7 protein-coding genes, 11 tRNA genes and 2 rRNA genes are annotated in these 14,119 nt (G+C 49.1%); all 20 read left to right on the top strand.

Annotated elements, in window-relative coordinates; all coding sequences use genetic code 11:
* Positions 1–9 precede the first annotated feature (9 nt).
* A 5S ribosomal RNA gene (rrf, locus tag AC27KL_RS27935) occupies positions 10–126 on the top strand.
* Between the two features lie 7 nt (positions 127–133).
* Positions 134–209 (top strand) — tRNA-Asn (locus AC27KL_RS27930).
* Positions 210–212: 3 nt separating this feature from the next.
* Positions 213–288: transfer RNA gene (locus AC27KL_RS27925), tRNA-Thr, on the top strand.
* A gap of 13 nt (positions 289–301) precedes the next feature.
* Positions 302–376: transfer RNA gene (locus tag AC27KL_RS27920), tRNA-Glu, on the top strand.
* A 27-nt stretch (positions 377–403) separates the two neighbouring features.
* A tRNA-Val gene (locus AC27KL_RS27915) sits at positions 404–479 on the top strand.
* A gap of 51 nt (positions 480–530) precedes the next feature.
* Positions 531–605: transfer RNA gene (locus AC27KL_RS27910), tRNA-Gln, on the top strand.
* A 59-nt stretch (positions 606–664) separates the two neighbouring features.
* Positions 665–737: transfer RNA gene (locus AC27KL_RS27905), tRNA-Lys, on the top strand.
* 741 nt (positions 738–1,478) lie between these two features.
* Positions 1,479–1,562 (top strand) — tRNA-Leu (locus tag AC27KL_RS27900).
* 7 nt (positions 1,563–1,569) lie between these two features.
* A tRNA-Gly gene (locus AC27KL_RS27895) sits at positions 1,570–1,644 on the top strand.
* An 8-nt stretch (positions 1,645–1,652) separates the two neighbouring features.
* Positions 1,653–1,729: transfer RNA gene (locus tag AC27KL_RS27890), tRNA-Arg, on the top strand.
* 14 nt (positions 1,730–1,743) lie between these two features.
* Positions 1,744–1,817: transfer RNA gene (locus AC27KL_RS27885), tRNA-Pro, on the top strand.
* 18 nt (positions 1,818–1,835) lie between these two features.
* Positions 1,836–1,909 (top strand) — tRNA-Gly (locus AC27KL_RS27880).
* Between the two features lie 648 nt (positions 1,910–2,557).
* Entirely contained in the window at positions 2,558–5,353 is a 2,796-nt protein-coding gene (gene ppc, locus AC27KL_RS27875) for a phosphoenolpyruvate carboxylase (protein ID WP_339322459.1), read from the top strand.
* 219 nt (positions 5,354–5,572) lie between these two features.
* Positions 5,573–6,139: an RNA polymerase sigma factor SigW gene (sigW, locus tag AC27KL_RS27870; RefSeq protein WP_212952475.1), complete on the top strand. Its 567-nt coding sequence runs from the start codon at positions 5,573–5,575 to the stop codon at positions 6,137–6,139.
* A 121-nt stretch (positions 6,140–6,260) separates the two neighbouring features.
* Positions 6,261–6,875, top strand: coding sequence for a zf-HC2 domain-containing protein (locus AC27KL_RS27865; protein ID WP_212952477.1), 615 nt, complete (start codon positions 6,261–6,263; stop codon positions 6,873–6,875).
* Between the two features lie 201 nt (positions 6,876–7,076).
* Entirely contained in the window at positions 7,077–7,907 is an 831-nt protein-coding gene (gene cdaA / locus AC27KL_RS27860; protein ID WP_212952479.1) for a diadenylate cyclase CdaA, read from the top strand.
* Positions 7,900–9,315 carry a CdaR family protein gene (locus AC27KL_RS27855; RefSeq protein WP_339322458.1) on the top strand — a complete coding sequence of 472 codons (1,416 nt, stop codon included), beginning with the start codon at positions 7,900–7,902 and terminating at the stop codon, positions 9,313–9,315. Before cdaA ends, AC27KL_RS27855 begins: the two co-directional genes overlap by 8 nt.
* A gap of 182 nt (positions 9,316–9,497) precedes the next feature.
* Positions 9,498–10,838: a phosphoglucosamine mutase gene (glmM, locus tag AC27KL_RS27850; protein WP_212952483.1), complete on the top strand. Its 1,341-nt coding sequence runs from the start codon at positions 9,498–9,500 to the stop codon at positions 10,836–10,838.
* Between the two features lie 649 nt (positions 10,839–11,487).
* The gene (gene glmS, locus AC27KL_RS27845; RefSeq protein ID WP_339322457.1) at positions 11,488–13,320 is read left to right on the top strand and encodes a glutamine--fructose-6-phosphate transaminase (isomerizing); all 1,833 of its coding nucleotides are present in this window, start codon (positions 11,488–11,490) and stop codon (positions 13,318–13,320) included.
* Between the two features lie 702 nt (positions 13,321–14,022).
* A 16S ribosomal RNA gene (locus AC27KL_RS27840) occupies positions 14,023–14,119 on the top strand; the annotation flags it as partial.

Genomic DNA, 14,119 nt, shown 5'->3' with positions numbered 1-14,119 from the left:
CTTGAATCGTTTGGTGGCGATAGCGGAGGGGTTCCACGCGTACCCATCCCGAACACGACCGTTAAGCCCTCCAGCGCCGATGGTACTTGGACCGAAGGGTCCTGGGAGAGTAGGACGCTGCCAAGCGGTACATTCCCTGATAGCTCAGTCGGTAGAGCACTCGACTGTTAATCGAGTTGTCACAGGTTCGAGTCCTGTTCGGGGAGCCATTTGCTCTCATAGCTCAGTAGGTAGAGTGCATCCATGGTAAGGATGAGGTCACCGGTTCGATCCCGGTTGAGAGCTCCATTTCTTTTCAAGTGGCCCGTTGGTCAAGGGGTTAAGACACCTCCCTTTCACGGAGGTAACAGGGGTTCGAATCCCCTACGGGTCACCACTTATTATTTTTTATACATAATCTCAGGGAGGCTTAGCTCAGCTGGGAGAGCATCTGCCTTACAAGCAGAGGGTCGGGGGTTCGATCCCCTCAGCCTCCACCATGATTTTTCATAATTGGTTTGAAAAATGGACAAGATATACTTATCGATTGTTGGGGATTAGCCAAGCGGTAAGGCAACGGACTTTGACTCCGTCATGCATAGGTTCGAATCCTATATCCCCAGCCATTTTCTTGTTTATACATTTTAAAAGCTCATCCGTATACAGATCGGAAGGCCCATGTTGGGAGCCATTAGCTCAGTTGGTAGAGCACCTGACTTTTAATCAGGGTGTCGAAGGTTCGAGTCCTTCATGGCTCACTCTTATATAGAATTTTGAAGCTATCTATGGAAAATAGATGGTTTTTTTGTTTTATCGGGGAGTTCTTGCCAGTGGAATGTTTGAGCTCATGGGATGCATCAGACGGTCTATACGCCCCTATAGAAAGCCAATAAAATGGATGAGAGCAATTCAACATCCGCTACGGTTAAAGGCCTTTATAGGGCCTTATTTTTGGCTTGAACGCGTTTTTGGGGCACAGGTAATATTTCGATGCTTCCCAAATGAAATATGGGGTTATACGCGGATTTCGTGGCTCTATATGGATAAGATAACAGCCAACATGTTTAAAGGTCATAAGGCCGTTTTATTCGGTGTTATGGAGATGATCCCATTACTCATATCATTTGCGTTTGGATGGCCGTCCCTGGCCGCCATTATCCATGATATGTGAACTTATCGTCATGGCTTGATGAACTCCATTCTAGGTTTGAATTTCCCTTCATTATGGGAATGAATGTGGTTACCATTGAATTACTTGAATCTGATTCATAAAGGGGAAAGAATCATGCATCATAAACGAGGAGAAGCCTAAATATCCATGATTTATTGGCCTAAAGAAAAGGGATAGGGTTTGATTTTAAAATTCCAAAAAAATATTTTATAAAAATGCTTGACTCTTTATTGAGATGTATGGTAAGATCATTCTTGTCGCTACGAGATACGGTTTGATAAAACAAGCCGAATCACGATGCAAACGGCGACGAATCAGTCGAAGATTTGCGCGTGTGGCGGAATTGGCAGACGCACTAGACTTAGGATCTAGCGTCTTTGACGTGGGGGTTCAAGTCCCTCCACGCGCACCATTGTTATGCGGACGTGGCTCAGCGGTAGAGCATCGCCTTGCCAAGGCGAGGGTCGCGGGTTCGATTCCCGTCGTCCGCTCCATTATAAATGCGCCCTTAGCTCAGCTGGATAGAGCGTTTGACTACGAATCAAAAGGTCAGGAGTTCGAATCTCTTAGGGCGCGCCATTTTCATGTCATATCGGGATGTAGCTCAGCTTGGTAGAGCACCTGGTTTGGGACCAGGGGGTCGCATGTTCGAATCGTGTCATCCCGATATTTTCATTCCGTATATGCGGGTGTAGTTCAATGGTAGAACTCCAGCCTTCCAAGCTGGTAGCGTGGGTTCGATTCCCATCACCCGCTCCATATAGATTTAAAACAAACACGCCGAAGGGCGTTTTTTTGTTATATGGAGATCTGTGAGGAAGAGAGCCCGTGCATTAGGGTGGACCGTCTCTGCAGGCATCTTCGTGATCACCCGATCAGGACGCGCGTCGATTATTTTCTTCCTCAACAGGATGCTTAACTTTTGCTGTTTCAGAACGGCTCTTTTTGGGGTAAATCAATCGAGTGGACTCTCCATTCTCCCTAAGCATCTCCTCAACGGATGTCAGCCTTTACGATGTTCTCAAAAAACAGGTCTAATCCCGAGCCGGAAATCCATTACTCATTATAGAGAACTATATCGTTGGCAGGCTTGTATACAATCAGGCTTCGGTTCCCCGCAAAACCTAGGAAATTGTTGGGCGCCATAAAAGCCCGATGAATAAATACCCGGAAATAGGAATGGTTATTATCAGGGGAAGTAATTACTGTTCTTTATTATCAAAGTCAATGCTTGAAACGGCATGTTTTATTTCTGCATATAAATGCACTGTCCTTTTTAATAATTTACATAATAAATTTTCGCTTTATCGCAGAAAAGTGCAGATTTTCGATGTATTTTGTTGTATGATGTTTAGAAAGCAGAGCTAAGAGAGAGCAATACAAACGGAATGGAATGGGAGGAGTAGCATGACTGAACTTACGGTAACCGCAAATAAAAGCAATTCAAACAACCTTCTGCGGCGTGATGTACGCTTCTTGGGAAACATTCTCGGCGAAGTGCTTGTCCATCAGGGCGGTAACGAGCTTCTGGATATTGTTGAAAAGATTCGCGAGACCAGCAAGTCATTACGCTCTGTGTTTTTGCCTGAATTGTATGAAGATTTCAAACAAATCATCAAAACGCTTGAACCGGACATTCGCCATCAGGTCATCCGGGCCTTTGCGATCTATTTCCAATTGGTCAACATTGCCGAGCAGAATCACCGGATTCGCCGCAAACGCGATTATGAACGGTCGGCAGGGGAAACGGTACAGCCCGGCTCGATCGAAAGCGCCGTTCAGGACTTAAAGGATCGCCGGTTCACGTACGAGGAAGTGCAGGAGATCATCGAAAGCCTTTCGCTTGAGCTGGTTATGACCGCACACCCGACGGAAGCGATGCGCAGAGCCATTCTCGATATTCATAAACGGATCTCAGAGGATGTCATGCTGCTGGATAATCCGACTCTTACTTTCCGTGAACGGGAACAGCTCCGTGAAAAGCTGCTGAACGAAGTCATTACGCTGTGGCAAACGGACGAACTGAGAGCGGGCAAGCCGACGGTTCTGGATGAGGTCAGAAACGGCATGTATTATTTCCATGAAACGCTGTTCCACGTGCTTCCTGAAGTATATCAGGAGCTGGAACGCTGTTTGAACAAGTATTACCCAGGCCACAACTGGCACGTGCCTACGTACCTGCGTTTCGGTTCCTGGATCGGCGGCGACCGCGACGGAAACCCGTCCGTGACGGCCGAGATTACTTGGGAGACGCTGCGCTTGCAGCGTAAGCTGGCCATTCGCGAGTATCAGCGGATTTTGAACGAGTACATGCAATATTTGAGCTTCAGCACTTCGATCGTGGATGTGTCGGGCGAGCTTCTGAAGTCGATTGCCGACGACCGCGAACATGTCGAAATTACGAGACGGACCATTTGGCATAACGAAAAAGAGCCTTACCGGATCAAACTCGTTTACATGATGGAGAAAATCAGCAATGTTCTGGACGACAGCAAAAAGGGAACGCCTCAAGCATACGGCACGCCGCTCGATTTCATCGAGGATTTGAAAATCATCGACCGCAGCTTGCGTTTCCACTATGCCGATTACGTTGCCGATACTTATATACAAAAATTAATACGGCAGGTTGAGCTGTTTGGGTTCCATACGGCTGCTTTGGATATCCGCCAGCACAGCCAAGAGCATGAAAATGCGATGAAAGAGATTTTGGCGCAGATTAACGTCACGCCGGATTATTCGAAATTGTCCGAAGAGGAAAAAATATCGCTCTTGGCCCAGCTGCTTAGCGAGCCTAGACCGATTACGTCCAACTATCATCAATACAGCGCAAGCACGAAAGAGTGCCTTGACGTGTTCCGCACGGTCTATAAGGCCCAGCAGGAATACGGCAAACATTGCATCACGAGCTATTTGATCAGCATGGCCGAAGGCGCAAGCGACATCATGGAAGTCATGGTATTCGCCAAAGAGGTCGGATTGTTCCGCCAAAACGCCGACGGCACTGTGCATTGCACGCTGCAGGCCGTACCGCTGTTTGAGACGATCGAGGACCTTCATGCCGCTCCGGCCATCATGAAACGATTGTTTAAGCTGCCGATCTATCGTGAGAGCATTAAGGCAAGAAACGATCTGCAGGAAATCATGCTCGGTTATTCCGACAGTAACAAAGACGGGGGAGCCGTCACCGCGAACTATGAGCTGCGCGTAGCCTTGAAGGAACTTACGGCGGTTGCCAATGAGGCAGGAATCAAGCTGAAGTTCTTCCACGGACGCGGCGGCGCGCTTGGACGCGGCGGCATGCCGCTCAACCGTTCGATCCTCGCTCAGCCAGCTTCCACGATTGGCGGCGGCATCAAAATCACGGAACAAGGCGAAGTCATTTCGTCCCGTTATTCCCTCAAAGGGATCGCGTACCGCAGTTTGGAGCAGGCAACGTCGGCTTTGATCACCGCGGCGATCAACAAACGTGCTCCGCAGGAAGATGACGAGCGCGAAGCGTATTGGGATAACATCGTCAAAGAGATGTCGGAGGTATCCCGTAAAAAGTATCAGGATCTCATCTTCCGCGATCCGGACTTCTTGACCTTCTTCAAGGAGTCGACGCCGCTGCCGGAGGTGGGAGAGCTGAATATCGGCTCCCGTCCTTCCAAACGGAAAAACAGCGACCGTTTCGAGGATCTGCGCGCGATTCCGTGGGTGTTTTCCTGGACGCAAAGCCGTTTCCTGCTGCCGGCATGGTATGCTGCGGGAACGGGGCTCCAAAGCTTTTATCAAAATAAAGAAGAGAACCTGAAAATCATGCAGGAAATGTACGAGAAATTCTCGTTCTTCACTTCCTTGATCGATTCTCTTCAAATGGCCATCGCCAAGGCGGACATGGTGATTGCCCATGAATACGCGAATATGTCCAAAAACGAAGAAGCCCGTCAGCGGATCTTTAAATTAATTGAAGAGGAATTTAAGCTGACTTCGGATCTGATCCTGAAAATCACCGGACAAAAGGAAATCCTGGACAATGTTCCTGTCATTCAGGAATCCATTCGTTTGCGCAATCCGTACGTCGATCCGCTCAGCTATCTTCAGGTGCAGCTTCTGAGCGAGCTTCGCGGCCTTCGCGAGAAAGACGAGGACGACGCCGAGCTGCTCCGCGAGGTGCTTCTCACCATCAACGGCATTGCCGCAGGTCTCCGGAATACGGGCTGATGTGCCGCTGAAACTGATTCGTAAGACGCATTCATGATGCCTTATTTTTGGAAAGCCGGGATTCAATTCGTTGAACCTCGGCTTTCCTTTTTTTTTTTGGCCAAAACCTCTTTGTATATCTTTACAAAGTTGTCTTGCATTTTGCAGGGAGTTGAATTACGATTTGAATGATGTGAAAAAAAGCTCGTTACCCATCAGCAAGTCTGGGGGAATTCATTGGTGGATAATATAGAAAATAGGTTGACCAAGCTGGCCCTGAAAGGGGATCAGCGCGCATTTGCCGAAATTGTGGAGCTCTACAAAGATAAAATATACCATTTGGCCTACAGGATGCTGAGCAACCGCCATGAGGCGGAGGATATCGTTCAGGAGACTTTTTTGCGCGTGTACCGAAACCTGGACCGTTATGACCAGAACCAAAAGTTTTCGACCTGGATCTACCGGATCGCAACCAACTTATGCATCGACCGTTTGCGGAAGAAAAAACCGACGTATTCGCTGGATGCGGAAATGAACGATCAGGAAGGCATGGATGGTTATTCGATGATCCCAAGCGATAACCGCACGCCCGAAAGCGAAGCGTTGTTATCGGAGACGCAGCAGATCATCTATCAGGCGATCGACTCGCTTCCGGCCAAATATAAGTCGGTCATGATACTCAGGTATTTGCAGGACTTGTCCTTGCAGGAAATCAGCGACGTTCTTGGCATGCCTGTAACAACCATTAAAACGCGGGTACACCGGGGACGGGAATTTTTGCGCAAAAAACTGGAGCCCAAAATGTAATTTTCCTGTTTTTTTGTTGAAACATTATAAACGGCCCTACGTATTACAAATTAAACAAGTCTTGTGCCCTTCGGCAGAAAAGGGTTCGAATACATCTACTTGAATGAAAGGATTGGCTCATATGGAATGCAACTTGGCCGTCTCTTTAATGCATGACTACCTAGATGACGACTTGTCCAAGGAACAGCAGATGGAGCTAAAGGCCCATTTGTTGTCCTGCCCTGCTTGTCGGATGCAGTTTAAAGAGCTGGAACAGACGGATATGCTGATGTTTTCCTTGTCCCATCATGCCCCGTCTGCACCTCTTGAGCTGACCCAGCGGATCATGAGCGCGTTGCCTCAGGAAAAGAAACAGCAGCCTTGGCTGGGATGGATTCGGAGACATCCTGCTGTGACGGCTGCGGCGATTTTTCTGATCGTGATGTTCATCAGCTCCGTCAGTTTCTGGGACCAGGACTCGCAGTTGGTAGTGAAGGGGAATGACCTGGATCAAGTCGTCATTGAAGGAGACACGGTAATCGTCCCCGAAGGAAAAAGCATCGCCGGCAATTTGACGGTGGAAAACGGAAAAACGAAAATTTACGGTGAAGTGAACGGGAATCTGACAGTCATCGACGGATCTTTATACCAAGCTTCAACGGCGCATATTTCCGGAAAGGTCAAAAACATTGACCAGGCTTTGGATTGGCTGTGGTATAAAATTACAAACGCGTTTTCCGATGTCGCCTACCGTTAAAACCATGCTGGAACTGAACATTGATGGCGCCTCTTTACAGAAAGAAGGCGCCTTTTTGCTGGAAAAATGTTTAAATGCATCCAATCCGGAGCTTGCGCCGCTTGCAACCTGCACTTGATCGTTATAACCTAGAAGATATAGGGGAAAGTATATTACATAGAGACCCATTTTACATTCAAGGGGTAGTACGGGGGCCTAAGTATGAATTATTTTACGGATCTGACATGGAAAGAATCCATTAAAGATATTATCGATATCGCTATCGTTACCTACATCATTTATCAGGTCATTCTACTCGTCAGAGGTACCAGGGCCGTTCAGCTTTTGAAGGGGATCCTGGTTCTCGTGATTATATGGGCATTAAGCACGTGGTTCGATCTGTTTACGCTGCGATGGCTGATGAACCAGATCTTTAACTTCGGCATTTTCGCCATCTTCATCATCTTCCAGCCGGAGCTGCGGCGGGCGCTGGAACAGTTGGGCCGGGGCAAGATCTTCGGCCGATCATCGGCGGAAGACGAGGAGTTCAACAAACTGATCGGGGAAGTCATTAAAGCCGTAAATTATTTAGCGCGTAGAAAAATAGGCGCATTAATCGTTTTTGAGCGGCAGACGGGACTTAACGAATACACCGAGTCAGGCATTCCGATGCAGTCGATGGTCAGTTCGCAGCTGCTCATCAACATTTTTATCCCGAATACCCCTCTACATGATGGAGCCGTCATCATCCAAAACAACCAGATTGCCGCCGCAGCGTGTTACCTGCCGCTTTCGGAGAATCCTTTTATCAGCAAGGAACTCGGTACGCGGCACCGTGCAGCGATCGGGATCAGCGAAGTCGGGGACGCGGTGTCGGTCGTCGTGTCCGAAGAAACGGGCCAAATTTCGCTTGCGATCAATGGACAAGTCGTTCGCGACATCAAGGAAGAGTCCTTGATCTCGAAGCTGTATGAGGAGCTCCGCCCGAATTCAACCCCTAAAGACAAACGCCCGATGTTCTGGCGCCGGAAGGGGACGGATAAACATGAATAAATGGATCAATAACAACAATTTCGCCAAAGTGTTGGCGCTGGCGGTCAGCGTATTGTTATGGAGCATGGTTCACTGGAACAACGATACCCCGACCCCAACCGCCAAAATCGATACGAGAATCATCGAAAACGTCAAGGTCCAGCCTTTTGGATTGGACGAGAAAAAATACATTTTGAGCGCGATGGATACGGATCGGGTTCGTATTGAAATCAAAGGAAAAAAGATGGATTTGATCTCGGCGTTTTCCGATGAATACAAAATCAGGCTGGATCTGTCGAAAGCCAAGGTGGGGACCAGCACATTGCCTTTGAGCGTGGATCTTCCCAAAGGGTTGGAACTTGTCAACATTCAGCCTTCCACGGTAACCGTCAATATTGAAGAAAGAAATACGGCGACGTTCCCGGTTACGATCGTGACCAAAGGCACGCCTGCCGAAGGGTATACGCTTGGGCAAATTACGCCGCAGCCAGCAACCGTGAAGGTGACGCTCCCCGAAAGCGAGCTTCGCGAAGTCGCAAAGGTGCAAGGCTCCGTTTCCATCGACGGCGAAGACGGCACCCTGAAGGAAAAACGGGTAAAGCTGGCGGCCTACGACAAGCAGGGTCAAGAAATCCAAGGCGCCGTGCTTGAACCGTCCTCCGTAACGGTGGATATCGTCATATCGCCTCCTTATAAGGAAGTGCCGATCGAACTGCAATATATCGGAAAACTACCGGAGGGGCTTGTTATTTCCAAAGCACTGCCTAGCGCGACCAAAGTGAAGCTGTACGGCCCGCAGGATGAATTGGCGGGAATAAAGTCCTACAGCGAAATCAACGTCGATCTAAGCAAGATCACCGCAGCCGGAACGGTAGTTCTTCCTGTGGACTTGACGCCGCCGCCGGGTTTTGAGAAAATCGAGCCTAGCTCCCTGCAGGTGGAAATTACGACGGTTTCCAATTCGCAGCGAGTTATAAACGATATCCCGATCATGATCAAAAACGATAACGCGAGCGGATTATCGGCCGACATCGTAAACCCGGCGAGCAAAACGATGTCGCTGGCGCTTAACGGAGCTCCCGGCTTGCTGGATAGTTTGACGAAAAACGACATCGAGCTCATCGCAAGCATCGACGGACTAAGCCCGGGAACCCACGAGGTGACGCTGCAAGTGATTCTCCCGCGGTATGTTTCCCGAGCGGATCCGGGGACGCCTCTGACCGCGACGGTTGAAATTAAAGATAAATCGAAGCCTGCCGTTACCCACCCTGATCCCGGAACCGACGATAAGGGAAAGGAACAGGGAAATGATGCCGGAACCCAAACCAACGAGAAAACGGAGGAGCCATTGCCGCCGGATTCCTCTACCTCAACCGATAATCCTCCGGACGGCAGCACCAACGAAACGGGCGAAACCGAAAACAACTAACGTTATTTCGGAGGAACTAAAGATCATATGAATGGGGTCTCTAAAAGGAATACGGATCGGGGATTGAGGAGAACCATGCTTTAGTTCGACGCCGCTTGAGAGATAATAACTTCCGAGAATGGACTGAAATGAGCAATTTATGGATTGATTTAAAGCATAGTATTCGAAAAAGGAGAAGGAACATGGGGAAATATTTTGGAACTGACGGCGTACGCGGTGTCGCAAACAAGGAACTGACGGCTGAAATGGCATACAGCATCGGCCGCTGCGGCGGTTATGTGCTCACGGGCGATGTAGAGAAGCCGACGGTCGTGATTGGCATGGATACCCGCGTATCCGGCGTGATGCTCGAATCCGCCTTGGTAGCGGGCCTACTCTCGATCGGAGCGCATGTCGTCCGTCTTGGCGTTGTGACAACGCCTGCGGTTGCCTACATTACGAGATTGTTGAAAGCCGACGCGGGCGTCATGATTTCCGCTTCGCACAATCCGGTGCAGGATAACGGCATCAAGTTTTTTGGCGGGGACGGATTTAAGCTCTCCGATGAAACGGAGCTCAAAATCGAAGCTTTGATGGATGCCGAAACCGACGAGCTGCCACGCCCGATTGGGAAGGATCTCGGCAACGTCATTGTCGACAACGATTCGAAATATAAATATTTGGACTATTTGAAATCCACGATCAGCCACAGCTTCAAAGGCATGAAAATCGTGCTGGACTGCGCGAATGGAGCGGCCTATGAACTGGCGCCGAAACTGTTTGAAGAACTGGGTGCCGAAGTCATCAAAATCGGGGCGGAGCCGAACGGCTTGAACATCAACGACCAATGCGGCTCGACGCATCCGGAAAAGCTTAGAGAAACGGTCCTGGCAACCAAAGCCGACCTGGGCCTTGCATTCGACGGGGATGCGGACCGTCTGATCGCCATCGACAACGAAGGAGAGGAAGTCGACGGCGACTTTATCCTTTGCATTTGCGGGGATGCGCTCAACAAACAAGGCAAGCTGAACAAAGGTACGATCGTGTCGACGGTCATGAGCAACATCGGTTTTTACAAAGCTGCCGAACAGCTGGGCCTGAATACGGCAAAGACCGCCGTAGGTGACCGTTACGTGATGGAAGAGATGCGCAAAGGCGGATATAACCTGGGCGGCGAACAGTCCGGCCACGTTATTTTCCTCGACTATAATACGACCGGGGATGGCATACTAACGGCGATTCAACTCGTTGACATTGTGGCGGGCTCCGGCAAAAAATTGAGCGAGCTTAGAACGATGATGCGCAAATATCCGCAGGTGCTCGTCAACGTGCGCGTGGAAGACAAAAGCAAATACGAAGGCAACGCAGCAATCGAATCCGCGATTAAGGAAGTGGAAGGTATCCTCGGCGACAACGGCCGCGTGCTGGTTCGCCCGTCGGGGACGGAATCTTTGATCCGCGTAATGGCCGAAGGTCCGGATAAGGACCAACTGGATCAGTACGTCAGCCAAATCGTTGACGTTGTGAAACGGGAGCTTGCGTAAGACCTCGGATTTATTTTTACAGTAAAATACAGGAACTTTCATCATGGGCCGGTGAAACTAAAGTTCAGGTTTCATCGGCTTTCATATAGGGTGAACAGGGAAGAGGCAAGCAAGCATGGGAATGATGCCGGATTGCAAAAGCGGGTCGGTATGAATATAATTAAAACTACGTTTGTCGAACCATCACAAAAACGACAAGCGGGTTAAGCAACAATTGTCATTCCGAAATAGAAAGCGAGGATCGTGAGGTATATCCATTAAGCGCCAGAACTTGGGTTTTGTACGGAGAAAGAATCGGGCCGGCAGACGGCTTGATTTGCGAAGCACCAAGTTGACGAGGTGAAGGTGTTCGAATGATTCGGCGGGGACCTTCCGGTGATTCACCAAAGCCGTAAACCGAAAACGGAAAATGAATGGGCGACTGTTCACACAACGCTTCCGGTGGGTGAAAGAGAAAATCATAATTTTCATGAGTGTGCGGGCATGAGAACCTAATGAAGCGGCAGCAGCCGGATGTACATTCGTGAAATCGTACCTTGTAAACTTCATACAAAGTTTGTTTTCCCGTACATTTGGCACATGCCGCACGGTTTGTTCCCGTATGCTCTCTAAAACCCAATTTGGAGAAGTGAACGGAGGAAAATAGATTATGTGTGGTATTGTCGGATATATTGGTCAAAAGAATACGCAGGAAGTATTGATCGAGGGATTGAAAAAGCTGGAATATCGCGGTTATGATTCCGCGGGAATCGCGGTTTTTACCGATCAGGGATTACAAATTGCCAAGGCTAAAGGCCGGATCGCGAATCTGGAGTCGAAGCTGGAGGATACACCGCTGGTGGGAAGCGCAGGGATCGGCCATACACGCTGGGCTACCCATGGCAAACCTTCGGACGCCAATTCCCATCCTCATACGGACAACAGCCATAAATTTTCGGTCGTTCATAACGGAATCGTCGAAAATTATTTGGAGCTGAAGGATGAGCTGATCGCGGAAGGACATCATTTTGTGTCGGAAACCGATACGGAAGTCATTTCCCATCTGATTGCGCGTGAATACCAAGGCGATATTGTCAAAGCCGTACAAAAAGCGATTTCCCAAATGCGCGGCGCGTTTGCGCTGGGCGTATTGACTGAATACGAGCCGGATAAGCTGGTTGCCGTTCGTCAGGCAAGCCCGCTTATTATCGGGATCGGGGAAGGCGAGAATTTTATCGGTTCGGACATTCCGGCGATTCTGCAATATACGCGAAACGTGTATATTTTGAACGACGGCGAGATGGCCGTTTTGACGAAGGACTCTGTCGAATTGATGACGATTGAAGGGAATTTTATTTCTCGGGAAATGATTCATGTCGACTGGGATGCCGTTACTGCGGAAAAAGGCGGCTTTGAGCATTTTATGCTTAAAGAGATTCATGAGCAGCCGAAGGCATATCGCGACACGATGCGCGGACGGATCGACGAATCCGGCAAAAAAGTCGTTCTGCCTGAGCTGAAGCTGACGCCGGAGCAAATCAAAGGCATCAGCAAAATCCAAATCGTTGCTTGCGGCACGGCATACCATGCCGGTCTTGTCGGACGTCATGCCATCGAATCGCTGGTACGGATTCCGGTCGAAACGGATGTCGCTTCCGAATACCGTTACCGTTCGCCGATCGTGACGAAAGATACGCTGGTTATTGTGGTCAGCCAATCGGGCGAAACGGCGGATACGCTGGCCGCTTTGCGCGAAGCGCAGTCCCACGGGGCACATGTGCTTGCCATTACGAACGTAGTCGGCAGCTCCATTGCCCGGGATGCGGATGACGTCATCGTAACCCTAGCCGGACCGGAAATTGCCGTCGCTTCGACAAAAGCATATACTTCCCAATTGATCGCATTTTACCTGCTGGCTCTCTACCTGGCGGAGGTGCGCGGTACGCAAACGCCGGAAGAGGTTGCACACATTATTGCCGCCATGCAGGCGCTGCCTGAGCAGCTCGAAAGCATGCTGGCGAAACCGGATGCGATCAAAGCCTATGCAGAACAGATTTCCAAGCATGAGCACTTATTCTTTATCGGACGGGGATTGGATTATGCGGTGGCACAGGAAGGCTCTTTGAAGCTGAAAGAAATTTCCTACATCCATTCCGAAGCGTATGCGGCCGGGGAACTGAAACACGGCACGCTGGCCTTGATCGAAGAAGGCATTCCTGTAATCGCCCTGGCAACCCAGGAATCCGTACTTGAAAAAACGGTGAGCAACATCAAGGAAGTCAGCGCACGCGGCGCCGACATTATGGCGATTACGCACGAAGAGCATGTCGCAAGCCTGCTCAAGTCCGTGAACCAGGCTTTCGCCATTCCTAAAACTTTGCCGCTGCTGACGCCGGCCCTGTCTGTCGTACCGCTCCAGCTGCTGTCCTACTACGCTTCCCTCGCCAGAGGAAACGACGTGGATAAGCCGCGGAATTTGGCGAAAAGCGTGACGGTGGAGTAAGGAATCAAGAACAAACGACATTCGACATTGATTGTCCTGCAACAAAAAATATGGGACATAGATCCCCTTTGAAATTGACCCACAAGAAAGCCCGCTGGTCTCAGCGGGCTTTTTACTTTAACAAGCTGCAATATTTCGATTAACTGGTCATGGAAATACCTTAGTTGGCGGTAGCATCATTTTCAGTTGTTGCACTCTTTACAAGTGTTACGGTGGAGAGAGTTTTTCAGACGGTGTCACTTTTTTGGCAATGGTATTTTTCATAGTTGCATTTAGCGTTTGGTTTTTTCCTCCGAAACTAGATCCGAGTGTTGCGCAATATATTGGAGACGCATTTACTATTCTAGTTGGAAGTGAAGCAGAACGTTCATGGTGTTGATGTTAAAGTGCTATTATTGTTATGTGATTGCAAGATCTTGATAATGGTGTGGAAAACATTACCTGTAGTAATTGGTGAATATTCATGGTATATTAATTATCCGGACACAAGATAGCCAATGTTAAAAGGAATTGCTGGTCTGGAATTAATTACTAGTAGCATTACTCAGTTGTATGTGGTATATTAGTATTCCGGCCACAAACGGTCCGATATTTAGTTGCTCTTTGAAAACTGAACAATGAGTGAGTATGTATGCGATGGTCTTCGGACCGGAGCGATTGAGATTAAATCAATCTCGTCAGATTCAAAATGAGTCACAAACTTTCTTGGAGAGTTTGATCCTGGCTCAGGACGAACGCTGGCGGCGTGCCTAATACATGCAAGTCGAGCGGAGTTGATGGAGAGCTTGCTCTCCTGAGA

Source organism: Paenibacillus sp. YAE3, assembly GCF_057546105.1.
The sequence above is the reverse complement of the archived record's forward strand: the minus strand, read 5'-3'. Positions and strand labels throughout refer to the sequence as shown.